The 25,495-nt window shown below is 38.8% G+C and carries 23 protein-coding genes and 1 pseudogene; 10 read left to right on the forward strand and 14 right to left on the reverse strand.

Features of this window, described 5'->3' with window-relative positions:
• Nucleotides 1-203 precede the first annotated feature (203 nt).
• Nucleotides 204-374: a fasciclin domain-containing protein gene (locus CHI10_RS15435; RefSeq protein ID WP_095245122.1), complete on the reverse strand. Its 171-nt coding sequence runs from the start codon at nucleotides 372-374 to the stop codon at nucleotides 204-206.
• A 128-nt stretch (nucleotides 375-502) separates the two neighbouring features.
• On the opposite strand from CHI10_RS15435, the gene CHI10_RS15440 reads away from it, so the two are divergent.
• The 5 genes from CHI10_RS15440 to CHI10_RS15465 all read left to right on the forward strand — a co-directional run bounded on the left by CHI10_RS15440 (nucleotide 503) and on the right by CHI10_RS15465 (nucleotide 5,640).
• The gene (locus CHI10_RS15440) at nucleotides 503-724 is read left to right on the forward strand and encodes a hypothetical protein (RefSeq protein WP_095245123.1); all 222 of its coding nucleotides are present in this window, start codon (nucleotides 503-505) and stop codon (nucleotides 722-724) included.
• 283 nt (nucleotides 725-1,007) lie between these two features.
• Nucleotides 1,008-1,151 (forward strand): hypothetical protein, encoded by a 144-nt coding sequence (locus CHI10_RS22435; protein ID WP_179289055.1) that lies wholly within the window; start codon nucleotides 1,008-1,010, stop codon nucleotides 1,149-1,151.
• An 837-nt stretch (nucleotides 1,152-1,988) separates the two neighbouring features.
• Entirely contained in the window at nucleotides 1,989-3,080 is a 1,092-nt protein-coding gene (locus CHI10_RS15455) for a GerAB/ArcD/ProY family transporter (RefSeq protein ID WP_095245125.1), read from the forward strand.
• On the forward strand, nucleotides 3,061-4,518 hold the full coding sequence (locus CHI10_RS15460; protein ID WP_095245126.1) for a spore germination protein: 1,458 nt from the start codon (nucleotides 3,061-3,063) through the stop codon (nucleotides 4,516-4,518). The genes CHI10_RS15455 and CHI10_RS15460 overlap by 20 nt, the downstream gene beginning before the upstream one ends.
• Nucleotides 4,519-4,521: 3 nt before the next feature.
• Complete coding sequence (locus CHI10_RS15465; RefSeq protein WP_095245127.1) at nucleotides 4,522-5,640, forward strand: Ger(x)C family spore germination protein; 1,119 nt, start codon at nucleotides 4,522-4,524, stop codon at nucleotides 5,638-5,640.
• A 121-nt stretch (nucleotides 5,641-5,761) separates the two neighbouring features.
• On the opposite strand, the pseudogene CHI10_RS15470 reads toward CHI10_RS15465, so the two are convergent.
• Nucleotides 5,762-5,965 (reverse strand): annotated as a pseudogene (locus CHI10_RS15470) (SAM-dependent methyltransferase); the annotation flags it as partial.
• 110 nt (nucleotides 5,966-6,075) lie between these two features.
• Here CHI10_RS15470 and CHI10_RS15475 point away from each other — a divergent pair.
• The gene (locus CHI10_RS15475; RefSeq protein WP_095245128.1) at nucleotides 6,076-6,549 is read left to right on the forward strand and encodes a DUF2975 domain-containing protein; all 474 of its coding nucleotides are present in this window, start codon (nucleotides 6,076-6,078) and stop codon (nucleotides 6,547-6,549) included.
• Between the two features lie 327 nt (nucleotides 6,550-6,876).
• Here CHI10_RS15475 and CHI10_RS15480 read toward each other — a convergent pair whose 3' ends face one another.
• Nucleotides 6,877-7,062, reverse strand: coding sequence for a hypothetical protein (locus CHI10_RS15480; protein WP_286137387.1), 186 nt, complete (start codon nucleotides 7,060-7,062; stop codon nucleotides 6,877-6,879).
• A 132-nt stretch (nucleotides 7,063-7,194) separates the two neighbouring features.
• On the opposite strand from CHI10_RS15480, the gene CHI10_RS22735 reads away from it, so the two are divergent.
• Entirely contained in the window at nucleotides 7,195-7,710 is a 516-nt protein-coding gene (locus tag CHI10_RS22735) for a CBO0543 family protein (RefSeq protein WP_095245129.1), read from the forward strand.
• Nucleotides 7,711-7,897: 187 nt separating this feature from the next.
• On the opposite strand, the gene CHI10_RS15490 is transcribed toward CHI10_RS22735, so the two are convergent.
• The 5 genes from CHI10_RS15490 to CHI10_RS15510 form a co-directional block, all read right to left on the reverse strand.
• Nucleotides 7,898-11,983, reverse strand: coding sequence for a S8 family peptidase (locus CHI10_RS15490; protein WP_095245130.1), 4,086 nt, complete (start codon nucleotides 11,981-11,983; stop codon nucleotides 7,898-7,900).
• Nucleotides 11,984-12,286: 303 nt separating this feature from the next.
• Nucleotides 12,287-13,213, reverse strand: a complete 927-nt coding sequence (locus tag CHI10_RS15495; protein ID WP_095245131.1) for a LysR family transcriptional regulator — start codon at nucleotides 13,211-13,213, stop codon at nucleotides 12,287-12,289.
• A gap of 264 nt (nucleotides 13,214-13,477) precedes the next feature.
• The gene (locus CHI10_RS15500) at nucleotides 13,478-14,578 is read right to left on the reverse strand and encodes a GerAB/ArcD/ProY family transporter (RefSeq protein ID WP_286137401.1); all 1,101 of its coding nucleotides are present in this window, start codon (nucleotides 14,576-14,578) and stop codon (nucleotides 13,478-13,480) included.
• Nucleotides 14,579-14,599: 21 nt separating this feature from the next.
• Nucleotides 14,600-15,766 carry a Ger(x)C family spore germination protein gene (locus CHI10_RS15505; protein ID WP_179289056.1) on the reverse strand — a complete coding sequence of 389 codons (1,167 nt, stop codon included), beginning with the start codon at nucleotides 15,764-15,766 and terminating at the stop codon, nucleotides 14,600-14,602.
• Entirely contained in the window at nucleotides 15,763-17,208 is a 1,446-nt protein-coding gene (locus CHI10_RS15510; RefSeq protein WP_095245134.1) for a spore germination protein, read from the reverse strand. The genes CHI10_RS15505 and CHI10_RS15510 overlap by 4 nt, the downstream gene beginning before the upstream one ends.
• Nucleotides 17,209-17,506: 298 nt before the next feature.
• On the opposite strand from CHI10_RS15510, the gene sigJ reads away from it, so the two are divergent.
• Complete coding sequence (gene sigJ, locus CHI10_RS15515) at nucleotides 17,507-18,364, forward strand: RNA polymerase sigma factor SigJ (protein ID WP_095245135.1); 858 nt, start codon at nucleotides 17,507-17,509, stop codon at nucleotides 18,362-18,364.
• 136 nt (nucleotides 18,365-18,500) lie between these two features.
• Here sigJ and CHI10_RS15520 read toward each other — a convergent pair whose 3' ends face one another.
• A complete protein-coding gene (locus CHI10_RS15520) occupies nucleotides 18,501-18,977 on the reverse strand; it encodes a carboxymuconolactone decarboxylase family protein (protein ID WP_095245136.1) in 477 nt (158 codons plus the stop codon).
• A gap of 364 nt (nucleotides 18,978-19,341) precedes the next feature.
• On the opposite strand from CHI10_RS15520, the gene CHI10_RS15525 reads away from it, so the two are divergent.
• Nucleotides 19,342-19,806, forward strand: a complete 465-nt coding sequence (locus tag CHI10_RS15525) for a hypothetical protein (protein ID WP_095245137.1) — start codon at nucleotides 19,342-19,344, stop codon at nucleotides 19,804-19,806.
• 10 nt (nucleotides 19,807-19,816) lie between these two features.
• On the opposite strand, the gene CHI10_RS15530 is transcribed toward CHI10_RS15525, so the two are convergent.
• The 3 genes from CHI10_RS15530 to CHI10_RS15540 form a co-directional block, all read right to left on the reverse strand.
• Complete coding sequence (locus tag CHI10_RS15530; RefSeq protein WP_095245138.1) at nucleotides 19,817-20,938, reverse strand: hypothetical protein; 1,122 nt, start codon at nucleotides 20,936-20,938, stop codon at nucleotides 19,817-19,819.
• Nucleotides 20,939-20,955: 17 nt separating this feature from the next.
• Nucleotides 20,956-21,978 carry a Nif3-like dinuclear metal center hexameric protein gene (locus CHI10_RS15535; protein ID WP_095245139.1) on the reverse strand — a complete coding sequence of 341 codons (1,023 nt, stop codon included), beginning with the start codon at nucleotides 21,976-21,978 and terminating at the stop codon, nucleotides 20,956-20,958.
• 377 nt (nucleotides 21,979-22,355) lie between these two features.
• Nucleotides 22,356-22,718, reverse strand: coding sequence for a Na-translocating system protein MpsC family protein (locus CHI10_RS15540; RefSeq protein ID WP_095245140.1), 363 nt, complete (start codon nucleotides 22,716-22,718; stop codon nucleotides 22,356-22,358).
• Nucleotides 22,719-23,036: 318 nt separating this feature from the next.
• On the opposite strand from CHI10_RS15540, the gene CHI10_RS15545 reads away from it, so the two are divergent.
• Nucleotides 23,037-23,507: a DinB family protein gene (locus tag CHI10_RS15545; RefSeq protein ID WP_095245141.1), complete on the forward strand. Its 471-nt coding sequence runs from the start codon at nucleotides 23,037-23,039 to the stop codon at nucleotides 23,505-23,507.
• A gap of 90 nt (nucleotides 23,508-23,597) precedes the next feature.
• Here the strand turns inward: CHI10_RS15545 and CHI10_RS15550 are convergent, their stop codons facing one another.
• Complete coding sequence (locus CHI10_RS15550; RefSeq protein WP_251168552.1) at nucleotides 23,598-23,891, reverse strand: DinB family protein; 294 nt, start codon at nucleotides 23,889-23,891, stop codon at nucleotides 23,598-23,600.
• A 343-nt stretch (nucleotides 23,892-24,234) separates the two neighbouring features.
• Complete coding sequence (purU, locus tag CHI10_RS15555) at nucleotides 24,235-25,134, reverse strand: formyltetrahydrofolate deformylase (protein WP_095245142.1); 900 nt, start codon at nucleotides 25,132-25,134, stop codon at nucleotides 24,235-24,237.
• Nucleotides 25,135-25,495 lie beyond the last annotated feature (361 nt).

Consider the following 25,495-nt stretch of genomic DNA (forward strand, 5'->3'; position numbering starts at 1 on the left):
ATTCAGTGGGGGATAAGGAAAACCCCACTGATTGAAGTTTCACTTTATTAACGGGTGCTTTAACGTTTTAAGATCGGGAACCTCCAAATCAGAGGTGCCTATAATTTCCGCCTGAAAAACACAAAAACTTTTTAACGCAGCCAACAATAAAAAAGACATAAAGAAAGACTGAAACCCAAGGGAATTTCAGTCTCTTCTCAATACTATTTCGGCAATAATACCCGGTCAATGACATGGATTACACCATTGGAAGCTGCAATGTCAGGTGTTACCACAGTGGAATTATTGACTTTAACAGGGTTAAGGGAGATTGTCACTTCTTTTTCTGCGAGAGTTTTTGCCTTCACTCCATCCCTCAGATATTTTAAATTGATTTAGTAAGGGTCGGCGCATACATTCATGTGTTCAGCTAAGATTAATATATAGGTTGTTAAATACAAAGGATTATTTCTATTAGTAACAGTAAATCTGAGCAGATTTTTCTAAAAAAGGAGATGAAATTATGAAAAATGTTGCTAACAATGTCCATATAGGTGAATTAATAGCTGTCTCCAGCGTTTTTAATTTAAATACTTTTCGAATGACCACGTTACTGGAAAATGGCTTAATGGAAGTATTCGATAACAAGGAAGCCTTTTTTAATAAGTATGGAAAAAAGGAAACATATGAGGGATTAGATTGGTGCGAGTTGAATAATGGAAGAATATTTACTATGACGAAATAGGAATGGCATAAATCCCTGCACCAGAAGTTAAGGAACGTAATCATCTCCTGAAAGTATACGTATTCTCATTCTATAGATGGTAATTTTATAAATGCTGATGATAGCATCGCTTTATTAGATTGTTCCCTTATTGCAACAGTCATTAAAACATGATTTTCATACATAAACAGAAAGTGTTCTTCTTGGTTTTAATACTCCCCTCACTTTTTTCTCATATCCTCTGATAAATGAGTGTTTTATTGTAAATTATAAGTTTGTGTAAAAAAAATGAGGAGGGATCTGTATGCAACAGGAGCTACAAGCTAAAGACATTATGACGAAACCTGCCGGGACTGATCCACAAAAAGTAAAACAAGAAATCCAAAAAGATGTAAGCCAGGGGCAAGGTGCAATGACTTCCAGAGAAGCAGGTGCAATGAGAGATTAAAAGACCAATTCGAGTGGTTTTTTCTCTTAATTTCTATATTAGTGTGATGAAATGTTTATTTTTGAATAAACGTATTTTTAGGAAAGTCAGTACAATTATGTATGCCTGAGCGCAAAACACGCTCATGGTCAAAATTAGCTGGTTATTCTCCATAGCAGACTTTAACACAAACATAGCCTCGCAGTTGTCGTCTGGAGTGTCCCCCAGATTACCTCTAGGTACAATTTCTATTTGTGGAAATAATGATTTAACCTTTCTTCGAGAAGAACAGCTTGACTGATTCTCTTTCGAATCCCCTAACATTATCGCTCACCTCCTTCATAATAGATTATTCAAAAGGAGGGACAGGTGTATAGTTATAGAAGAGAAATTATTATTTTTTAAGGACCAGTCAAGAATAAGAAGCTCGATACACAGTTCCGCACCGCGAATCGAGCTTCTTAAGTCCGTTCATTTACCTTCCTTGCCTTTTTTGCTCATTAAGATGCGTTGCTTTTATATCCGCTGCTTTCCTCTTATTGCAAAACCACGCATTCACAATAGCCGCTATCAGCCTAAATCCATGATATCCCATCAGCAGATAAACCGTTTTGACCAATTTGATGAACCTGACAAAGCTAACACCTAAATCTGCAGCTCCAAATAGAGCACACTGGCTTAGTTTTTTGGGAACCCTTTATTGTTACAGAAATACCTGTTTCTGTGGTACTTGAAATTGATTCTTTTTCTATCCTAGATCTTCTCTGTCTTCTTTTGAGAAAAGACGAGTTGTACATAAATTATATATGCAAGGTTCAAACTATCGGAACAGACATTAAAGAAGTCAAAGGTGATCGAATGAATCAAAAGGTAATTCAATCTTTGCACATATATATTCTGCAAATCATTTCTACAGGATTTCTGGTGCATGTGCTCATTCTTCCAATCCTGCTTTCAACAGCGAAACGGGATTCCTGGTTAAGTGTTCTTTTTAGTATAGGGCCTATGATTCTTTGGTGCCTGATTATATTCTACATCTATAAAAAAATGGACCGTCAAAATGACCTCATTACTTTACTGAAAAGAAAAGGGCTGCCTTCCTGGATTTATTCCATTATTGCTTTATTGTTTGGACTATATTTTCTTTTTTCAGCTTTTATCACCCTCAAATTCACGTTTTTTTGGGCGAAAGGTAATTACGCTTTTGAAGTCCCGAATTTAATTATTGTCTTTCTTTTCTCCCTTGTTTGTTTTTATGCATCTGTCAAAGGAATCAGGACGATTAGCGCCATAGCTTTGATTGTCATTCCGATTGTTTCATTCTTTGGCTTTTTTGTAGCAGCCGGGAATATTCCAAACAAGAATTACGAATTGCTGTTTCCCCTCTATGAAAATGGCGTTGAAGGTTTATTTAAAGGAATATTCTATTCATGTTCAGGACTGTTTGACATCACTGCTATTTTATTTTTGACCCCATATCTGAAAGACAAACTCAAAATAAAGTGGATTGTATTGGTTGGTGTCATACTTGCCCTGTTAACTTTTGGTCCATTAATAGGAGCCATCTCAGAATTTGGCGTAGAGGAAGCGGCTAAAATGAGGAATCCGGCGTACGAACAATGGAGGCTTCTGCGAATTGGAAACCAATTTACACGTCTGGATTTCCTTTCAATCTTTCAATGGCTATCAGGGGCATTTGTCCGAATAAGCTTGACACTCTTTATAGCAAATAAATTATTATCGTTCAAAATGAAAAGCAGGTGGCTTCTCCCGATTCTTTATCTCCTTTTATTGGCAAGCGCTTCTGTGAATTGGGACTCAACCTCATTCTATTATTTTTTGCAGCACTATTTTTTTCCTTATAGCCTAATCTTTCAGGTTTGTGCGCTCCTATTTGTCCTCATTCTAATCAAATTAAGTGGTGATAAACATGAAAAAAATTCAGCCTAAAATAGCAGACCAATTAAGAGAATGGTTCAAAAATGCATCAGATGTTGTGATTAAGGAAAAAATCTATCCGGAAAAACAAGGTACGCTATCCCTTGTTTTTCTGTACTGTTCCAATTTAGTGGATATTAAATATATGAACGATGTGATATTCCCTGCGTTAAAAAATGTCATCTTAGAGAGCGGAAAGCTGAACAAACATGACTTATTTAATGAACTAGAGGTAACTCAGCTGGAGGAGCAGGATCATACTAAAACAGAGATAGAGCAGAAGGTTTTTTCTGGTGAACTTCTGATCATTAATTCGGAGAATAATGATATCTTCTTTTTATCAGTCTCCAATATTCCCAAAAGAAGTCCTGAGGAATCCAATATTGAAACCTCGATAAGAGGGCCAAGAGATGGATTCGTTGAAAGCATTTCAGATAATATGGCCTTAATCCGGCAAAGGCTGAAATCATCCTCACTAAAAAGCATTGAGTATTCGATCGGCGAAGTCAGCAGGACAAAAATGACCTTACTCTATATGGATAATAAAATAAACTCCGATGTGCTTGAAGAAACAAAAAAAAGGCTGGATGCCATTAAGCTTGACATGGTGGCAAGCACGGTCGAAATTGAAGAATTATTGTATGATAAAACATTCTCCCTGTTTCCCTTAATGGACAACTCCGGCAGACCTGATTTTGCAGTTTATGCTTTAACGCAAGGGAAGTTTGTCATTTTAGTGGATGGAAATCCGACCTGTCTGGTTGGCCCCATCACGTTTAATCATTTGCTGTTTTCTCCTGAAGATCTTCATGACAGTTTTTTTTATATAAGCATAATAAAGATTTTAAGGCTGGGGGCTTTCTTAACTACGATATTTTTACCTGGTTTTTATATTTCATTGATTACTTTTCAGCTGGATCAAATTCCTTACCCTCTCATAGCAACAGTATCTGTATCCAGAATAGGGCTGCCTTTGTCGGCCCCTGTTGAAACCTTTTTAATGCTTGTTTTATTTGAGTTATTTAAAGAAGCTGGAGTACGTCTTCCAAAAGCAGTGGGACAGACTGTAGCTGTGCTGGGCGGATTATTTATTGGCGATGCGGCTATTCGGGCCGGATTGACTTCTCCTTCCTGTTTGGTCATTATCGCCATAACCGTCATTTCCGGCTATACGCTTATTAATCAAAACATTTCAGGCAATATCGTGATCCTCCGGTATTTTGTTTTGTTCATCTCGTCCATTTTTGGCATATATGGCTTCTTTATTTCCATGTTTCTTATCGCGACATCGGTTGTTTCCCTGGAGAGCTTTGGTCAGCCTTATATCTCTTACCTGATCAAACCTAATTTAGCACATCGAATCAAGTCTGCCATCAGACAGCCTTTTCAGCTTCTGACAAGAAAAAATCAGACCCACAATCTCTTCGGTAATGAAAGTCAAAAGGAGTAAGGTATGAAAAAGATTTTGTTCATGATTATGATCATTGGATTGCTTTTCGGATTGACGGGATGCTGGGGAAAAAAAGAAATACAAAGTCAAATTTATATTACAGGCATCGGCATTGATTTCGCCGAAGATGAATTTACTGTTTACCTCCAAGCTATGAATTTTGCCAGTATCGCTAAGCAGGAAGGTGCTTCCTCTTTACAGGAATCCGTCCCTAATTTTATTGGCGAGGCAAAAGGGAAAACCATTCAGTCAGCCATTAGCAAGTTTGAACAAAAAGCAGCCTACCCGCTCTATTTTGGTCATGTTGAAACCATTCTTCTAAGTGAAAATACGATTAAGGAACAAGTAAAAGCTGTTGTCGAATATATAGGACAGGACCATTTCCTAAGGTATAATTCCAACTTTTTTGGGACAAATCAGCCGATTAAAGAAATTTTCAATAGTGACAGCTTTTTTAACTATCCTTCGTTATATACGGTGCTCCATAACCCGGATCCATTGACTGAAAGTAACTTTATCATCCCTGTTCAAAAGTACAATAAGTTCATCTCCACTTATTATGAGCCCATTGGGTCTTTTATCGTTCCGGGCCTAAAAATAAATCAATCTCATTTTTCAGAAGGAGAAGAAAAAAAGCAAATTTCAGCTTTAATGGGCGGCTTTGTCATTTCAAACCAGGAATATAAAGGATGGGTCGCTAAAGAAGATTTATCAGGCATTAAATGGACTTCCAATCAGGCTACGACAGTACCCCTTTCACTTTTTGATGAAAAAGTAAGCGTCCTGATCATAAAGCCTGAAAGGATTGTTAAAGTCATGGAAGGAAATAGACCTGCCTATAAATTAATGGTTAGAGGGAGAGCAGAATTGGTTCAAAATGAGGATAATATTAGCATAGATCAAATCGAAGAAGCAATAAACAAAAAGGTAAAAAGTGATATCCAGAAATCCCTGGAGATAGGCGATGAAATAAATGCTGATTTATTAAATATCAGTGAAACTGCCTATCGGTATCATCTGAAAACCTGGAAGCCTTCTGAGATAAAATCATTTGACCTTAATTCTGTTGAAAAAATTGATGTTAACATTAGGGTTGAAAAAAGTGTTAATTATAAACGATGAAAGTTACAATTCTCCCCTTCTGTGGATGAATAGGGCAGTTTCAAATTCTAAAAAAATGCCTGCCTTTATTAAGACGGGCATTTACGTTTAAAGGGGAAATCCTTGGGCTTCTTTAACAAGCTCATTTTTTCTGACATTTTACCATTGTAAATGTAAATGGAGGTTTTGTTTCATTATCCTTATGAGGCTCAACGATTTCCGAGATTTCAATCAGTCCATATTGCCCAAATTCCTGTCTGATTGAGTCGGAATCATAGAAAAACATTTTTACTCCGTCCATGATCTCAAAATAGTCTTTACCCAATTGTTTACCCTTGCCAAGAACTATTTATGAAAAAAACAATAATAATATAAATAAAAACAACAATAATTTATTGATAAACAATAAAACGTGTGTTAAAGTCATTTTATTATTAAATCAATGAGGTGCTTTAAATGAGTATTAAACAAGGTTCAACCACATTTTTAAAAGTAATTATTTTTCTTATTGGAATTGTGTTATTTGCATTGTGTATCTTTTGGTTACCTGAGATCGCCATTAATGATGCAAAGGTACATCCAGATACGGCTTATTTCCTAATCCCCTTTTTAGTATGTGCATATGGATTCTGTATCACGTTTTCCGTTGCGTTGTACCAAGCATTTAAACTATTAACCTATATCGAAAGGAACAATGCTTTTTCCGAGTTATCACTTAAATCTTTAAATGTTATAAAAAAATGTGCTTTTACAGTCATTTTGCTCATTTTGTTAGGAATAGTAAGCCTAATGGTGCTTGCAGAAGTTACAGGTGACGATGCAGCAGGTCCTATTTCACTAAGTCTAATGGGTATTTTGGCAACAAGTATCATCGCAGGCATTATGAATGTACTTCAAAAGCCATTAAAAGATTTCCTGGATAAAAAATAACTGTAACAGTAGCAGGACTCACACCTCAACTTGATCATGATTATGCTGTCGAGGGAGTAAAACGTTGATTAAGTAAATAAGGAGTTCGTGAAATTTCTTACATTGACCTTTCTGGTAAACAGTTATATTAGACATTTTTTTTCCCTTTTACTAAAGCTATAGCAGACTAGTAAACAGGCACTTTTTTTAGCTGCCCTTTGGAAAGAATATAAATCATAGTCACTGTCCACCAATAGGATTTTACAGGAGTGCCCGCAAATAATAAGAAGACAGTGTCCATCACCGGAAACTGCCTTCTCCTGCTATCGGATCAGTCCTGATCCAGCCTTAAAGCCTGCACCGTTCCCCCAGATTGATTCCAATTCCCATATAGATAACAGCAATCAGAAGCATGAGTGAAATCGGCAGCAGAATATCACTCCAGCCTGCACCAAAAAGAGAAGCATCCATCATCGCCTCTAGAGCATAGCCAAGAGGAAACAGGTCAGCGATAAAGGTGAATACCGGATTCAATCAAACATTCGTTTTTTGAAATCCTTGGTCATTATTCTGGATTAGAGATACCGTGGATTTAATGATACTTTGTATTTTCAGTTTTTTCTAAGACATACTAAAAAGGGGTATAAATTATTTAAGGAGAGATTTATGCAAACTTTTTTTGTTTTCTTTTTTATCATTATAGGGATATGTTTTGGTGCTTGGAACAAGTGGAGAGAAATCTATCCTACTTTATTATTTTGGATTATTGGGAATTTATTGTATGAAGTCCTGCTATATAATTACAGGGTTTGGGTGTTTAAACCCGTTGGAGTAGATAACTTTTTATTACCTACACATTCAGTGATATCTTTAGCAATAGCTTTTATCGTTTACCCATTTGTTTCAGTTGTTTATTTAGGAAGGTTCCCCAATACACTGTTAAAAAAGATATTGTGGATTATTTTATGGTCTCTAATTTTTCAAGGTGCCGAAATAATTCTCTATAATTTCAAGAGTATTACACATCATTTTGGCTGGTCGTTGTTATGGTCCTTTATTTTTAATTTGTTGACATTTCTATTACTGGCAATCCATCAATGGAAACCATGGGTTGCGTGGCTCTTTTCTATCATTTTCATTATCCTTTTAATAATACTGTTTCAGCCCCCAATTCCTGCATAATAACAGAGGTACATTATTGAAAAGAAAACAAGCAAGCAATAATACTTCAATAAAAAAGCTATATCCCGCAATAATAGTGGAATATAGCTTTTTCATTTCATACACACTCTTACTTACAGCGAGCACTTTAGGATATTACAAATATTTTGCACTTACTTTTGCTTGCTCTACTTTTCTTTCAACAAGACTATTTGGCTTTAATGGTAATTATTTTACTTGCCGTGTTATCAGCTTTATCAGCAGCCTGTACGATAATTGTATTAATTCCTTTCTTTAATTCAACTTGATGATGGAAATTTCCTTTTGAATCTACTTCAACTTCTTCTCCTTGTAAGAGGACCTCCTCCAGATATTCGTCTTTTACAGTACCCTGAATAGTCACACTTTGACCTTTTTCTTTCTTGCCCTTAACTTTAACATCCCTTATTATAGGATTTTTTTCATCTAAAATAATGTTAACCGGTGAGGAAACATCCGTGCTCCCATCTTTTGTCCATCCTGTTGCGGTTATCCTATTCCATCCATCCTTTAATTCGAGGGATAGATTGAAGGTACCATCCTTTTGGCTTGTCCCAGATGCTGCTTCTTTGCCATTGTTTTGTATTTTCACCGTGTGTGAAGAGAAGGCAGTTCCTTTTACCTGTACAGTTGCTTCATTGGTAAACGTATTATCTAACGGCGTCTCGATTACAGGAGCTGGAATCTCATTGTTCACGATCGCTCTAATCATCATATTCCCATATTCAGGTTCCAGATTATTCGTCCATTTTCCATTAAACAGGTCCCAATTTCGGTCATGGAAAGGACCATCATGGTCACTATAAAGACTTGGTGAGGTACCTGCAGATGATGCATCAGGCTGTATATAGACTAAATAGAAATCACCTGTAACAAAAATATTTTTATCCGTTAAATCGACATGCGTCCATTCTCCATCCGTCCGTGCATCCGCATTAAAGGGTCCTGCGATTCTTTTACCAGGGGCTCCGTTTGGACCAGATGAATCGTATACAGCAACTTGAAATCGGGTTGATCCTTCAGAAGGGAAATTCGTATTAACTTTGAATAATCCGCCTGTTACCCACGATTTAGTAATTCCTTCCTCCAGAGACATTCTTATGCCAAAGCCATTATTAGCACCTCTCCAAAACCAGGAATTTTCTCCCGTGCCATCATCGTAACCGATTTCTCCAGGAAACCCAATATACCTCTTCAGTTCAATATTCTTTCTAGTTTTTTTCTTTGGCGAGATAGTAACCGAAAGCTCATTATATAGATAATTGTTTTTGAACGCATGTAATGTATAGCTGCCCTCAAAAGCAGTCAGCCTAAATCGGCCCTTGCTATCTGTTTTCACCGGCGTAATGGATGCATCCTCGACTAATGAAAGAACAGCATCCTTAAGCGGTTTTCCAGTTGCTTTGTCTTTAACAACCCCCTCGATCGTTCCGTAAGCTAAAGGCTTCAAATTAAAGTCTGCTTGGACGATCCCATTCTCTGGGATTGAAACGGGCTGTTCTTTTGGATGAAACCCATATGCTTCTGCACGTATCGTGAAATCACCTGTATTATGCATCATGATATAAGATCCATCAGCAGGATTTGTCGCTACAGAATAGCCGGAATCCAATAGTGTAACCTTTCCATGGATTGGTAAAACATTGGATTGAATTATTGTATTCTCAACAAATGTTGCACTTGGGGCTAACACGTTGCTGCCAACATTTTCTTTCAAATGAACTTCAGGGGTTTGGTTCTTGCCAAACGTTTTCTGTTCTCCGCCAGTTTTATCTGATCCTTCAGATAACTCGACATTATCAACATACCAGCCTGAATACTCTCTCGTTTCAAAGCCTGTTTGGACGGCATTCATATAAAAACTGATATAAATCCGCTTTCCAGCGTAAGCAGTAAGATCTACCTCCGCATCAATCCAGTCTTCTGTTGTGTACTCAATCGGAATCTCATGATGATACTTACTTGGTTCCGTTCTATAAAGCCTCTCCCAATTCTCACCATCTAAAGAGACAAGTACTGCTCCAAAATCTGTAGATTCAACAACTCCATCCGGACTAAAGTCATACCATTGCTTAAACTGCAAATATGCATTCTTGCCATCCGGAAGGTCTATTGGAGGCATATGGAGAAGAGAGGACGAATTAAATGCATGCGACCCATCCACATTCGTTCCATATACCTTTTGTCCGGAATAAGCCTTGCCTGGTCGATCGACAGGGGCCCCCCATTCCCAATCATTATTAATCCCCTCAGAATACCAGCCTTCTGGAACAGATTCAAAATCATGAGAATACCCGGTTGTAATTGCAGGCTTCACTTCTATTTCATAGTTGGAGGTTATTACTTCATTTTTTCCATAATCTTCGATTCTCCATTTATACGTAAATGGGTTTTTCCTAATATCTTCCCCTGTTACCACTGCTTGGTAGGTCCCATTTCTAAAATCACCAGCAGTCCTTTCCGCTTTTATAGTCTTCCAGTCTTGGTCTGCTAAATACTGAATTTCTACTGATGCTACGCTGATATTATCTTGCACTTCAATTGTTAATGGTAAAACCACCTGGTCGTAAACATACTCCGGTGAAGTGTGCTGATAAGTTGGCTTTGTTGCATCCTTTCCATCATGGACGACCTCACCTTGAATCACACCTGTTCCAGCATTCACCGATTTTATAGCATTGTACGCATTAACAAATCCGTGACCAAACCCATAGTTAGGCGAAGCCGGATATAATGAGCTTGTCAACGGAATAGCTGTATCCATCAATACTTTTTCTATTTGGTCAATTGTAAGAGATGAATTCGCCTGCTTTACTAACGCCACAACTCCTGCAATATGAGGCGTCGCCATTGATGTCCCACTCATAAGCTCATAGTCATTGGTCGGTACAGCAGAACGAATAGACACACCCGGAGCAGAAACATCAGGTTTAATATCGTCATATGGAGATGGCCCGCGAGATGAAAACCATGCCAGCGAATTTTGATCATCTGTTGCTGCTACAGCGAATGATTCCGGATAATTCGCGGGATTTGAAATCGTCCCCTCGCCTGCACCGCTATTGCCTGCCGCAAATACAGGGAATATATTAGCCGACCTCCAATTTTGCACCATAGGGAGATACCATTCATTCAGACCAGATCCGCCACCCCATGAGTTGTTTACTATATCTGGGGCCAATTCAGGATGCGGATTGCCCTCGGCATCTTTTGGGCCCAATATCCATTCCCCAGCCTCGAGCAAGTCGATATCTTTACCGCCTGCCTCAGAGAATGCTTTAACCGCAATCCACTTTGCTCCAGGGGCGACACCAACTTGGTTGCTTCCATCAGGTTCCGAACCAACAATCGTCCCTACTGTATGTGTACCATGTTTTAAATCATCATATGGAGCTTCTTCTCCATCGATTGCATCGAACCAGCTCACTTGATGGTCTGGCTGATTGGGCTGCAATGAATTATAACCCCGATATTTTTCCTTTAATGCGGGATGGTCCCATTGTACCCCTGTATCAATGCTCGCTACTACAATTCCGGAGCCATCAATTCCCATATCCCATACTGGTGGTGCACCGACTCTTTCCACTCCCCACTCCACCGTGGATGCGGTTTCATTTGAAGGTTTCTCCTTAGATGGTATAGGCTTGAACAGTTGGCGTGTTTCATTTGGCAGAACTTTCGCTACCTCAGGATATTTTGCGAGTTTTTCCATCACATCTTCTGTTGCAGTGACGGCGATAGCATTCACAATAAAGAAGGATTGAATATTACTTACATTACCTTCTAATTTTGCCTGTTCCAGAAAATCCATTACCTCTGCTTGAGTCTCCGTTGCCTTATTTCTTAACGACGATACAATGGCAGAGCGAACCTGAAGCTCAATACTGGCATTGGTTTGTTTCTGTTTCTTCGCTTTTTCTGCTGCGGTCATTGCAACCTGATTCGTATCCACTTGATCCTTTAATTTTAATAGGAAAGTCACTTTATCTTGTTTCTGAAATTGTTTGGCTACTTTTGAATTTATCTTATTAGTCTCTGAAGTGATTCCAATAGCAGACATTGGTAATCTCTCATCATGATTCCCACCTGCTATTGTGTTAGTTGGAAGAACAAGGTTTAATAAGAGAATGAAAGATAATAGGGAAATAAGAGTAATTTGAATGATACGGAATCTTCTTTTCAAAATGATTAATTCTCCTCTCGACTTTTTATATGCAAAATTAGCAGCAGGCTTATTTACGAAACCATGTTTCATCCCTCCTTAAGAAGTAGTCAAGCACTAGACATAAGATTAGATAAATTCTGAAATTTAAACAATACAATATTTTCAATCGAATTCATTCAAAAATTAGATGATTCCCTGCAAAAAACCAAAAACATCTGTCACAGCTCCCGGCAACTTTATTTTGAAATGCAAAAAACCCCTGCCGTAAGCTGTACAGGGGTAAGTAATTTTCTTGCATAATATTTAGATAGGGAACCGAACCACTTCTAGGCGCTCAACTTCCTGAGTCTGGCCTGCCCTCTGCTTCCGATGTAGTTACAATTGAGTAAACAACTACTGGCATAATGAGAAATTCGGCCGCTCTGGATTTCGATCATGGATTTTTTTCTCTTCTATGTATTTCATTAATAATTCGATAAAACCTCTTGCAGCTGTTCCTATATATTTTTGTTTATGGTGGATAATAGTGACTTCCCTTTTAATTGTTGGATTGATAATTCTTATTGCTTTTAGCCCTTCATTTTCCTGGGAGAAGAGGGTACATGAAATAATAGCAGCACCTATTCCTCCCTTCACTAGACTTAACATCGACCCTGAGTCGGTTGATTCAATGACAGATTGGAGTTCCATTCCATAAGATATACCTTCGTCATCAAGAGATTGCCTGAACAAATGACATTTAGGGTTCAAAATGAGAGGGATGCCTGTTAACTCCCTAAATTCTATCTCATTTTTTTCAGCCCACTCATGACCTGCCCGGACTGTCAAATAATATTCTTCCTCGTATAATGGAATATAAGTCAAGCTCTCATCTGAGGGTGGCGTCAGAGTCAGTGCCAAGTCTATTTCGTTTTGTTTCACCTTCTCCGTCACATCATTTGATGAAATTATTTTAACCTGAATGTCCGGATACCTGGCATGAAACATGATTAAGACCATTGATGCGACATGGTTTAAATCTCCAGGGAGGGTACCAATGACTAATTTTCCTCTTTTGATTTTTTGAAGCTCTTCTATCTTTTCATTCGCGCAATTTAAATTCTGGAATACTTTAATGCAATGTTCCCGGAGAATTTCACCTGCTTCAGTAATTGCTATTTTTTTCCCTAAACGATCAAATAAACGAACACCCAACTCATCTTCCAAAGCTTTAATTTGATAGCTTAAAGTAGGTTGTCCAATTCGAAGTTTTTCCGCAGTCCTGGTAAAATGCATTTCTTCACAAATTGCCATAAAGTATTCTAATTGTCTTAATTCCATGATATTTCACCAACTTTACAACTATTAAAGTTAAACCCGATAGGAACCAAGGCTAAAAATTCTTACACATTCCATTTAATTCTGTAAATAATTTGGTAACCGGCTATTCCTTTGATAGTGTTATGTATTTATCCCTCTCTAAAGTTTACTTTATCGGCACAACATCTCCTCAACTGTAGGACTTATCGCAAATATAACGACTTCATGCTTCCTTCTGTGACAAGGAAGCATTAGAAATAACATATATATCTAAAAACAACCAGCTTACTTGATGCTGGAAATTTTACGATGAGATTTTATACTTCCAATCACCCACAATAGCATCGGAATGATAATATAGATCAAGGGATAAAGGAAACCAATTAAGTACATGGTTTTAAATTCGTAACCAATTCGAATATCGTATGTACTATAAATTACAAATGCCAGCAATACCAGCGTCGTAATACATGCGAAAAGTTTCCAATTCTTTACCCCTGTCCACTCGGCTAAGCCATAGCTTAGGATGAACAAGACTACTGATAGCTTAATAAAAGCCCCCATGACCCAAAAGGTAATATAAAAGGCATCGATATTTTGAATAAAATCCAGAATGGAAACGAGCTTCGTAATAGAGTATACGGGAACGACCATTTCAGAGGTTATATTCGGTCCGGTTATAAACAGAAGAACCAGTGTGGTTAGTACCCCCCATAGCATAGCAACAGCGGTTCCCCAAATAATCCCTTTTGCAGCAGTTCTTTTATTTTCGGCAAAGAAGAAGAGCATGAGAATGATCGAAGGATCGATCATATAGTTGAATGAATATAAAGTACCCTTTAAAATATTTCCCCAGCCCGAATCCACAAAGACAGGCAATATTCGATTTAGGTCCATCTCCTGAGGACTCAAAAGTAACTGGATGAAATTTAAAAAAATAAAAAAAGGGCCGATCACCTCTGCGCAACGGCTTATTGCTATAATCCCGCCTTTGAACATGACATAGACAATCAGAAACAACATACACAGTAAAATGACGATCATCGGCATCTCGTGCAGCAGCACTAAATTTTGAAATTCAGTGATACCTCTTGTAATAGTAGACATTTGTATGAACCAATGAATGAAATAAAAAGTGACTAAAATTTTTCCAAGAAAAGTTCCAAAAAGGTCTTTCATAAACTCCACTAACGATTTATCCTTATTTTGCATGCATACTTGAAGCATGATCCAAGTGATAGCCATCATGACCATACTCCCAAGCAAAATAGAAATCCAGGCATCCTGGAGAGTGTGCTCAGCCGCCAGCTTGATAGGGATATAAGAAAATAAGATGATGGAAGAGATACTAATCAGCCAAAATAATTGATAACCCGTTACCTTCATCAATCTAATCCCTCCAAATCCTCATTTACTGAATCTTTGTCCGCTCGTTCCAAGTGACCTAATCCTAATTTTCGCTTGAACCGTAATATCGGTTTCCTTGAATGTTTCATCCCAGTGTTCTTTTTGTGATCTCCACCAATATGGAAATTCACGATGCAGATGTTCGCCGATACCAAAGACATCAGGCCCAAATTCCTGTACTTTAGCTACAGTTTTTTGCAGCTCTTTTTGAACCTGGTCGTTAAGGTATTTCTGAACTTCTACAATGTTTTCTACCTCGTACAAATCCAATGATGTTGTATTTTCAAGAAGATAGGCCTGCGCTTTCACTGATAAAATAATGTGATCCGGATCTTCGCCTTTAACAGATCGGATCTGGCGTTTGAGTCTGGTAAACCTGAATGATAATGTTCCTTTCCCGTCCTTCCAAGGAATCGTTATCCCCTGAAATGTTCTTTTCCCGGCCATCCAGGCTGCTTCTGAACCTTCCACATCATCGAGAATTCCACTAACTTTAAGATCTTTGTTCATAATAGCAAAGCCTGACAGTAAACCAATTGACTGCTTCTTATTACTACTCACTTGAATCTCTTCAACATTGAAAACCGGAATCAAGGGTCTGTACCCGTCAGAAAGTATGTCTATAGCAAGCTGTTTGGATGTGAATTTACTCATTTTGTTCAGCTTCATCTCTTTTCCAGCTGCTATGCTGGATAGATGATCCATGGGATGTCCTTGCATAAGGAAGTCCTTGGCACTTCCGCCTTTTATCATAATCGTAATGTCCCTTAGATTGTTTGCAGGATCCCTGTTAAGCTTATCGAATAATTGGCTTACATCATGCTTTTCAAAAAGCTCTTCACTAAGTGCAATAAGGATACGATGATTCTCCAATAATCGGCGGGACATTTTCCTCTGAATTTTCTGGTTGGCTTCAAAAATATCTTTGCCTTTGGCTGATAAGACAATGAAACTTTCTGAGCTGCCCGAGCTTGCCCCCCCTTCATTTCCACTTATCTGTGAGGGAATGACAATTTGATGGCTGACTTCGATCCCCCCGCTATCATCATGATCAAGCGCCGTACCGATAACGAAAGCCAATTGATTCGGTTCAATAAAGTTCTCACAGCCAGAGGAAGACAAGAGAAAAGTTAGGGTGATAAGGGTAAAAATAACTCGTCGTTTCATTTTACACTCTCTTTCTTCTGTCTGTTCTTGCCCCATAATGGGGGACGGATTACCAAGTTTTTAATCCGTTTGCCATCAAATGGCGCTACTGGACTGAAATAGGGAGTTCCAAAGGATTCAAGTGTAACAAGATGAATCAATAAGATAATCATGCCAAAAGCAAAACCGAAGAAGCCGAGTGCACCTGTGGTAAACAGCATAAGATATCGGATGATTCGAAACGGGAGGCTTGCACTATATCTTGAAAGTGTATAACCGGCTACACCCGTTAATGAAATCACAATGATGATGGGTGTCGAAATGATGCCAGCTTCTACAGCTGCCTGCCCTATAATGAGGGCACCTATTATGCTCATGACAGGTCCTAGCCGGTTGGGAAGATGTACACCGGCTTCTTGCAGCCCGTCAAATATTATCAACATTAGAAATACCTCAAAGAAGGTCGGGAAGGGTGAATTCTCTCTGGCTGCAGCAATACTGAACATTAGCTGTCGCGGTACCATCTCAGGATGGAAGGTCGTTAGCGCGACATAAATAGCAGGCAAAGCGAAAGAAATGAAGGTCATCAAGTACCGGATGATTCTAGTCAAAGCAATGAATACAAATCTCTCAAAAAAGTCGTCTGCTGATTGCAGTCCCTCCCAAAAAGTAAAGGGAAGAATAAGGACAAATGGCGTTCCATTTGTAATGATGGCGACCTTTCCTTCTAATAAACAAGCTGTAACAATATCCGGCCGTTCCGTATTTTGAATTTGTGAGAACATGGATAAAGGATTATTTTCTATCCATTCCTCTATATAAGCAGAGTCGATTACTCCGTCAGCGTCAATCTTTTCAAGCCTGGTTCTAACTTGTGATATCACTTTCTCATCGATGTGCCCCTGCAAATAGGCAAGGACAACTTCCGTTTGCGTATAGGTTCCTATCGTAAAAGATTCCATTTTTAATTGCGGATGAATGATCCTTCGCCTAATCAGTGAAGTATTTGTTCGAATACTCTCGACGAAAGCCTCCTTTGTTCCGCGCAAGGTTGATTCCTTTTGTGATTCTTGAATGCTTCTCTTTTCGAAATTCTGGACCTGAGCGATGACAGCGGAAGTTTCACCATCAGCCAAAATAACAAGACTTCCCTTCAGTACATGCTGCACTAATTCCTCAAGGGACTTCTCAGACTTAACATTCGTAAGTGGAACCCATTCGCGTCTAAGCATCTCAGACAGTGATTCTATTACATCAATCCCCTTCGGCAATCCGCTGAAAATGAGAGGCTTTAGAATATTATCCTCTACAGTCTGCACCTTGGTCAGTCCTTCTAAATAAATAAGTAAAAGAATGGTTTCATCCTTTAATACTAGTGTACGCAGTACAACATCTGACGAACGATCAAATTGTTCCTTAAGATATTTTTCATTATCCTGGATAGATGTGCTAATCGAACTCATGACTGACCACTCCGGCTGATTTGGATTTCTTGGGTATTATAACCATTCCTTCCAGAGCTATGCAGATGCTGCAATAATTTTAGCGGAGAGGAACTATGAATCAAAATATGCGCCAAACCAATTTAGGAAGTCGTAAATCTTAGAGGAACAGCACACATATTAGCAGTTAGATAGGAAATGTTATGTACTAATTTCAGAAGCACGCCTATCCTTGTCACAATATCAGACCTTTGCTCGTTTTATTATTGTAGCTTGTGCTATGAATAAGCAATTTACAGATAAGAATGGAAGTGAAACAATGCAAGAGATGTACAAGCAATATAAAGGATTGCTATTTAAGCTTGCCTATCAGCTGACAGGGTCTGCTTCTGATGCAGAAGACGTTGTGCATGATGTTTTTTTGAAATTATATGAGGTACCAAAGGAGAAGCTCACTGAGCCCAAATCCTATCTTTGCAAAATGATCACGAATCGCTGTCGTGATATTCAAAAATCAGCACGAAATAAAAGAGAACATTATTTTGGAGAATGGCTGCCGGAACCCCTTTTGAATTCGACTATAGATTCAATGGAATCCGTCGAGCGTGACGACCTTCTGTCTTACGCAATGATAGTAATGCTTGAAAGACTGACGCCTACAGAGCGTGTTGTCTTTGTCCTTCGTGAAGCACTTGGATTCGACTATCCGGAAATTGCAGAGATCATTGAAAAAAGTGAGGTGAACTGCCGGAAACTCTTTAGCCGTGCACGTTCAAAAATGGGGATTACCTCTGAAGAACTTATGCAAACTGAGATAACTTCTAAAGAGCTAATTGATAATTTTCTGGAAGCACTTAAACAGGGAAACATGAAGCAAATGGTATCAGTGCTGGATCAAAACATTGTACTTGTGTCAGATGGCGGCGGGAAGGCAAAGGCTGCCGAATATCCAATTAAAACACAAGATCTCGTAGCCCAATTTCTTCTTGGACCTTTACGCAATGTGTCAATGATTGAGGGGACTCCATATATTGAAACCGCACAAGTTAACGAGCAACCTGCTTTCATTCTTCGATCCAATGAGGGTATTCATACTTTGGGGATCATACACGCAGAGGGAAATCTAATACGCAATATCTATATAATTCGAAACCCTGATAAACTACAGAAATTATGATCTAGAGGATTAATAGAATTATTATACAAGACCCGTAAGATAGCCATTTCAAATGGATTATCTACGGGTCTTGTTGATTTTTTATTATTTCATTGAGTCTATTAAAGCACCTGACCCGTACTGACGTAGTTAAGAATTAAAGTCCAGCTTTTGTCAATCCAAATGCAGTGTCAGCTGATCCAGGAACCGTTTTGAAAGCAACGTTAATGCGGTTCCACGCATTAATTGCCATTACCGAGAAGGTAAGATCTGATATTTCCTTTTTTGAAAACTGCTCTCGAACATATTCATAAATACTATCAGACACTCCGTGTTCAGGCATCTTTGTTAAAATCTCTGTCCATTCCAGCGCAGCTCGTTCGCGTTGGCTAAACAAGTTGGATTCCCGCCAAATAGGAGTATGATATAGGCGAAGCTCCGTCTCACCATGGATTTTTGCCTGCTTGATATGCATATCCAGGCAGAAGCCGCACCCATTCAATTGTGAAGCTCTAATATGAACGAGATGAAGGGTTTTTTCTTCAATAGAACTTTCCTTTTCTGCGTTGCTCAGTGCCATCATTTTATGAAAGAATTCTGGTGATTGCTGCATATAATTAATTCGCTGTGTCATATCTGATATACCCCTATTCTTTATTATTAATTGATATTCTACTGGAATAAAATCTAGTTTAAGGAAAAATCGACCCATTCATGATGTCTTTATACAAAACAATATTATTAATTCTAGTTCATTAATTACTATATAATCGCTACTTTTCATCTTTCACCTGCCTCTCTTAATCTAGCTCATATATATAACGATTCTGTGATTTCTTTTGTGACACTTAATTCTTTAAAAATGCGCGCACTATAAAGGGCACCTATTTTCATTTAACATTTATTACCGTTTGCTGAGAGTATACTTAAGAACCCAGTTATTTTTAGATTTTTAGTGCATAAACATCAGTATCGAGCAACAGGAAAGAGGGATAGCCATGTCCTTTATCGGATTTGAACTGATAGCCAAGAGAGCATGGACGATTTTGCCTGGCCACACTTTTTCGATGTCCATTTTATGGAACAAAAAAAAGATCCCTTCCTCAATCGGAAGAGATATCTATCATGAATCAGGACTGATCCTCCCTGATAAAAGAATTACAGCTACCGGGAGAATCCATTATCTATCTGATCATACAAGAAATCACTATGAACCCCTCCAAACAGCACCTTGTAAGCTTATTAGCCGTCCTGATTTTCCCTTGGATGATCTTAAGATTGAATTGCTTGCGCCGATGAAAGGGATTATGGAACCCATTCATCAAACGGCCGTTCTTTTCTTGTGGGGCGAGGAAAACAATCTGTTAAGAAAAACAGAGCTCCACCTGGATCCCCAATCAATTAAAAAGATCCCTCCTGATCAATATTTGATCGATCTCTCATTTTTGCTGGGAAAAATTTAATCTTGGAGCATTAAACCAATATCGGCGTTAAGAAATAAACTATTAAAAAGGCTGTCAAAATACGCATGACGATTCCTAATAAAGCCGCTCCCATTGCCTCCTTTTCACTAAGGTCAGAATTAGCTGCCCATATAACCGGAATTTGACCAAAGATAGTAGCCAAAGGCAAACCGGATGAAGCTAATACGAAGGAGCCGATGACCAAACGCGGATCCAAAGAACCCGCAACTTCCGAAAGCTGGGCCATTGCCAGCGCCGGGCTAGCCAATATGGAGAGAATTCCGGTCTCAGGATGAATATTTAGAGCTAACAAAACGGCTGATAAGCCGGATTCAAATTTTGACCATATGCCAATGTAATCCAAAACCCCAATTGCAGCAAACACGACAGCGGCAGCCGGTATAATGAGAAGGAATAAAAGCTCTGCCCCCTCCCTGGCTCCATTAAACAAAGTCGGGAGAAATCCAGTCTTCGGTGTAAATTGGGGCAGTTTTGCAATTTGGACAGCTTTCGTATCCCGGTAAATGGTTTTAGAAAGCAGAAACGGGACAACAATGACAGGCATGAAAACAGCCAGCACGACCACGATAAAGGCATTGGCCCCTACTGCCGTTAGTGCAACCATGCCTAACATAAATGTAGCAAATGACTGTTGGGATTGAACCATGGTGGCTACCGCTATTTTCTGCTCTGCTTTTGTTGCTCCTGAACGGATCAAGATCGGTCCGGCAATTTTCCCGGCAGCATTAATATCACCAAGAATATTATATATACTTGGAATGATAACCGCTGAATTGACTTTCATCAGTTTTGTAACAGGAATGAAGATCCGAATTAGCGCATCCGTAAATCCCAGCCTTTCCAGTACCCGGCCAATAATGACACTAACAATAATGGAAACCCCTACCGTACCGGTTAAAAATATCCCTACGATAACCGGGAAAACTTGATCGACAATGGAAGTAAATAACCCGGCTAATGTACCTGGCGTGATTAACAATACGAGCAGTGAGAGGATGACTAAACCAAGACCGACTGCTTCAACCCTTGTCCATTTTCTCGTTAAAGGAATCGGGACACTGTTCTCCTCTATTTCTAAATTCTCTTGGACTAACGATTTAACCTCGCTCATTTACCTTCACTCCTTTTTTATAGTGTATGGACAGCCGTTTTTTTCAATAGATACCCCTCAGCCATTTCCTCTGCATATTTCTTTAACTGAGGAGCTCCCATTTCATTTAGGGATATGCTTGTCACACGTTCCCGAAAAACAACTACTTCAACATCAGGCAGCAGCCTATCCAAGGCGTAAGCTAAAGGTAATCCATTTTCGAGTATTTCTAATACATGGCAATTTCCGATAATAAAATTAAGACCTAACTCCTTAGCTGTTTCGATAAGCGGATGTCCATCATAAACCCGGCTAATGCTAGCGAGAACTGTGTCAGCCTCCGGGTGTTCCTGGATTGCTAGGCGCAAATGTTCAGGGGAAAATCCGGTATGCGGGAAAATATGCACAATATTGTTCACGGGGCTTGTCTCTTCTCCATGAGCAATTCTCCCGCGTGTCACTATACTCGTTTCAGACAAAGATGGACTATTGCGTATTTCCTTTTCAGTATGTAACAGTTCCTCTTCAACTTTCAGACCCATAAAATTGTCCAGCCGAGTTAACATATCACCCAGCGTTTTCACCTCGGGGAGTACTTTCCCTGCATAAAAAATGTTTCCGTGTACTCCTCCATAAGAAACCTCAGTCCGGTATACCTGATGGCCGTGCAAAAAAGGAATGCCGGGATGTAATCCATGGAAAGCTTCATGCAATTCAAATGCGGCGACATTATACAAATCCAGATAGTTTTTTAAGATTACTCCACCTGAATTAGCCGCTTCCGCTATCGGATGATGAGCAACAATGGCATCGACACCAGTAGCGCCGGCAAGTTCGATGCATCCTTCTGTCATGGTCATAGCAACTGCTACTTTTTTGACTTCTTTTTTCATATCACCATAGACAAGACCAGGCGTTTCAATGATCTCTTTTCCGGGAATGTTGGAAGACTTCATAATGACAAAGGGATGCTCACCTCTCGTAATGTCATTTAGAGATTTAACCACTCTTCCTCCTGTCAACTCATCCAGCGCAATCAATACATCTTCTACTGTTTTCATAATGTTGGTTCCTCCTCTATTTTTTTATAAAAAGGCTCTTTTCGTATAAATTGTTGTTTTTCGCTTATCAATGTTGTCCGTTGATTGCAGTGAGAGGATGCTCAGCGAACCACGGGGCAGGCGGTGAGCCTCCTCGACGCTACGCGTCTGTGGGGTCTCACCTGTCCCGCTACTCCCGTAGGACGTTGAATAGGCTACCTTGAGTAAACCTTCCACTACAATCAACTCAGTAAATATAATATAAATAGCAACAAACTTTGCGAAAACAGCCTATAAAAAAACCGTCAGCACAAAACAAACAGACGGTAGTCTGAAAGCTTGCACTGACGGTTTTAATGCACTCTTAAGAGTTCAATGGACCAGTCACCAGTATTTAGTTACCTGGAAATATAGGCACTTGTATCGCGATCCAGGGTAATGATAGTACCCGAAAGTTCAGTTAAGGGATCATAGTCCTTTAATATAGAAAGTACCTTCATCCCATATTTTTCTTCAAGGACATTTCTTAAATGTTCCTTATAGCTATCTATGATGGCAATGTCAGTCATTCGGGTTACAAAGCGATTAATCTCGTCCAAATGTTTAAGAGATGGAATTCTCTTATGATTGGCGAAAATTAATATCTTATCCCCCAAAAACTCGACTCTTTGACTTTTGACACCGATGTTAAACAAAAGAAGATTGATATTGTTATAGTCCTTGATCAGTTCCTGTTTAAATGGGCCAGCAGTCCAACTCATTCACTCACACCATCTTTTTGAAATTTCAGAATCCTTAGATAAATAGAATTTAACATAGTTAATTCTATCTGTAAAGTGTTTATATTAAAAATTGCTAGCTAAAATCAACCTGGAGGGCTTAGCACATTAGTCAGCTGGACCTATTATTTCTCCCGCTTTACCCAATCGCGCAAGACGGTGCTAGGCTGGATGTAACACTGCCATAAAAAAATCGCCACTAAAAAAATAAAAAGAAATCAATTCAGTCCATTGACCCTCCTAACCTTTACAAATTTTTGTTATATTAACAGATGAGAATATTTGGAAGGGGAGAAAGAAATGAATGAACTAGTGTTTAAACAGTTTGAGAAGACAAGAGGTTATTTTATTAATAAGAGCGGGTCAATATCAAAGGATGTAGCCAGGATACAGCCAGACGGTTTTAACAACACGATCCATTGGCATATTGGCCATGTATTAACGGTCTGTGAACAGTTTATGTTTGGCTTTCCCCGCAAAACAACCCACCTCCCTGCAAACTATATTGAATTATTTGGGAACGGTACTAAGCCGGCAGATTGGAAAGGTGATATTCCTGAAACAGATGAGCTCATTATACAGTTGAAGGATCAATTGGCCCGAATACAGCAAATTCCAGCTGAACAGTTAAATGAAAAGCTGGATAAACCATTTTTGGGACTTGAAACCTTTGGTGAATTAGCTGAATTTGCGCTATTTCATGAGGCAAACCATTTGGGGCATATTCAAGCGATGGAACGGGTTATTAATCATTTAGAAGTAAAGAACTAAAATAAATGATTTTAATTTCGTCATAAACGAAACAAAGGATGCCTCTCGACAGTAAGAACTGCACCATGGGGCATCCTTTCATATTTTAATCTAATTTCTCGTTACCAGAACATCTGTATTTGGCGGTTCATACCCCAACTGGCGGGCCATCGCCATAATCTGTCCTTTGTGGTGGTATTCGTGAATGACCGTATGCATGAACAGTTTTCGTGGAGTCATGGTTATCTCATCAGTGGATTCTCTCCAAAGAATAGACTGCACGATTGCCTCATCCATTTTTTGAGAAAACGACTCAAGAACTTCATACACATAAGCATCTGTCTGTTCAAAACTCTTTACTTTGCCTGGAACTCTGAACTTTTTGAATATAGAAGATCTGTCCAATTTGATAAGTGTTATGTCTGCTCAATTTGATCACTCCCCCCCAAAGCTCATCTAAAGGAAAATGGGGGATTTGTTCATGCAATTTTAATTCCATGGCTGCCTCATTCTCATTTGCCTCTAAGCTAATCCCTATTTTAATCGTAGTACAAGTTCTTCCCATTACATTACGGTAAAATCTTCAGCAGTAAACCAAAAACACTTAAAAGGCCTTAGCCCTATGGGATATAGAGCTAAAGCTGCCTATGGCTTTTTTATTATTTACACTCTCTTCTTTACAGGGGGCAGATCACATGAAAATGCATTACTTAACTGAGAGACAGGCGCTCATTACAGATCCTTTTTCTTAAAAAACAATTGTTTTATTTTCATGAACAATAATCCGGTCTTCTAAATGCCATTTAACCGCTCTGGCAAGAACACTTCTTTCAATAGAACGTCCGCTCTTTTTTAGATCATCTATATGATCCCGGTGGTCGACACGCTTGATATCTTGTTCAATGATTGGTCCTTCGTCAAGATCGTTTGTAACATAATGAGACGTTGCCCCAATTATTTTTACTCCGCGCTGATGGGCTCGATCATATGGCCTCGCACCAACAAATGCAGGAAGGAAAGAGTGATGAATATTAATGATCTTGAACGGATGAGCCCCAACAAAGGCTGGCGTCAAAATTTGCATATATCTGGCTAAGATGATTAAGTCAATATCAAATTCTTTTAAAAGCTGCAGCTGTCTTTCTTCCACTTCCTCTCTATTTTCTTTGCTTGCTGGTATGTAAAAGAATGGAATATGCATGGATTCTGCAATTTGTCTTGCTTCCTCGTGATTGCTTACAATAAGAGCGATGTCGGTAAGCAAATCACCACTTTGCCATTCCCATAACAGCTCACGTAAACAATGAAGTTCTTTTGATACGAAAATAGCTGTCTTCTTCAATTCATAAACAAATGCTAATTTCCATTCCATTGAAAATGTTTCTGCGATTTCCTTAAATTGACTCTTCAACTCTTCTTCCTTCGACTGTAAACCCGGACATTCAAACTCGATTCGGATAAAAAAGGTGCCACCCTCTGGATTCGTCGAATATTGACTCGATTCGATAATATTAGCATCATGCTGGAACAGAAACTGGGATACAGCAGCCACAATACCCGGTTGATCAGGACAATTGATAAGCAGCCGCCCCCTGTTTTTTTGACTTTCTCTAAATACTTGAAGTTGATCTTGAATAGATGAAATCATATGAATCTCCTTTTTTAATTTTAATTACTATAATAGACTTATTGTTCAGGATTTAAAAGCATATTTTTTATAAAGTTATTTATTTGGGTTTATGGGATAGTTTTACATGGAGGAATGCTGAAAAGCATCTAGGCCACTGTCCACTCACCTGCATTTAATCAAGTGGCATTTGGTGATATCAACCCGAAAAAAATATGTGCGTCTCCCTTAACTCTTAAAATTATTCATATAATACTTCCAAACCATTCAGCTTACAAGTGAATACCTTTTGTAGATAAAAGAAAGAACCGATCACACATGATCGATTCTTTCATAGAAAAGTCTCCTCTACGATTCAAATTTTATTTAATGTTTTAATATC

This window comes from Bacillus sp. 7894-2, from assembly GCF_002272225.1.
Lineage (GTDB): Bacteria > Bacillota > Bacilli > Bacillales > Cytobacillaceae > Cytobacillus.

What these genes read in the sequence shown, in the direction of transcription:
- CHI10_RS15440 (WP_095245123.1), top strand. Translation starts at nt 503, where the DNA reads ATGAAAAATGTTGCTAACAATGTCCATATAGGTGAATTAATAGCTGTC.
- CHI10_RS22435 (WP_179289055.1), top strand. Translation starts at nt 1,008, where the DNA reads ATGCAACAGGAGCTACAAGCTAAAGACATTATGACGAAACCTGCCGGG.
- CHI10_RS15455 (WP_095245125.1), top strand. Translation starts at nt 1,989, where the DNA reads ATGAATCAAAAGGTAATTCAATCTTTGCACATATATATTCTGCAAATC.
- CHI10_RS15460 (WP_095245126.1), top strand. Translation starts at nt 3,061, where the DNA reads ATGAAAAAAATTCAGCCTAAAATAGCAGACCAATTAAGAGAATGGTTC.
- CHI10_RS15465 (WP_095245127.1), top strand. Translation starts at nt 4,522, where the DNA reads ATGAAAAAGATTTTGTTCATGATTATGATCATTGGATTGCTTTTCGGA.
- CHI10_RS15475 (WP_095245128.1), top strand. Translation starts at nt 6,076, where the DNA reads ATGAGTATTAAACAAGGTTCAACCACATTTTTAAAAGTAATTATTTTT.
- CHI10_RS22735 (WP_095245129.1), top strand. Translation starts at nt 7,195, where the DNA reads ATGCAAACTTTTTTTGTTTTCTTTTTTATCATTATAGGGATATGTTTT.
- CHI10_RS15490 (WP_095245130.1), bottom strand. Translation starts at nt 11,983, where the DNA reads ATGAAACATGGTTTCGTAAATAAGCCTGCTGCTAATTTTGCATATAAA.
- CHI10_RS15495 (WP_095245131.1), bottom strand. Translation starts at nt 13,213, where the DNA reads ATGGAATTAAGACAATTAGAATACTTTATGGCAATTTGTGAAGAAATG.
- CHI10_RS15500 (WP_286137401.1), bottom strand. Translation starts at nt 14,578, where the DNA reads ATGAAGGTAACGGGTTATCAATTATTTTGGCTGATTAGTATCTCTTCC.
- CHI10_RS15505 (WP_179289056.1), bottom strand. Translation starts at nt 15,766, where the DNA reads ATGAAACGACGAGTTATTTTTACCCTTATCACCCTAACTTTTCTCTTG.
- CHI10_RS15510 (WP_095245134.1), bottom strand. Translation starts at nt 17,208, where the DNA reads ATGAGTTCGATTAGCACATCTATCCAGGATAATGAAAAATATCTTAAG.
- sigJ (WP_095245135.1), top strand. Translation starts at nt 17,507, where the DNA reads ATGCAAGAGATGTACAAGCAATATAAAGGATTGCTATTTAAGCTTGCC.
- CHI10_RS15520 (WP_095245136.1), bottom strand. Translation starts at nt 18,977, where the DNA reads ATGACACAGCGAATTAATTATATGCAGCAATCACCAGAATTCTTTCAT.
- CHI10_RS15525 (WP_095245137.1), top strand. Translation starts at nt 19,342, where the DNA reads ATGTCCTTTATCGGATTTGAACTGATAGCCAAGAGAGCATGGACGATT.
- CHI10_RS15530 (WP_095245138.1), bottom strand. Translation starts at nt 20,938, where the DNA reads ATGAGCGAGGTTAAATCGTTAGTCCAAGAGAATTTAGAAATAGAGGAG.
- CHI10_RS15535 (WP_095245139.1), bottom strand. Translation starts at nt 21,978, where the DNA reads ATGAAAACAGTAGAAGATGTATTGATTGCGCTGGATGAGTTGACAGGA.
- CHI10_RS15540 (WP_095245140.1), bottom strand. Translation starts at nt 22,718, where the DNA reads ATGAGTTGGACTGCTGGCCCATTTAAACAGGAACTGATCAAGGACTAT.
- CHI10_RS15545 (WP_095245141.1), top strand. Translation starts at nt 23,037, where the DNA reads ATGAATGAACTAGTGTTTAAACAGTTTGAGAAGACAAGAGGTTATTTT.
- purU (WP_095245142.1), bottom strand. Translation starts at nt 25,134, where the DNA reads ATGATTTCATCTATTCAAGATCAACTTCAAGTATTTAGAGAAAGTCAA.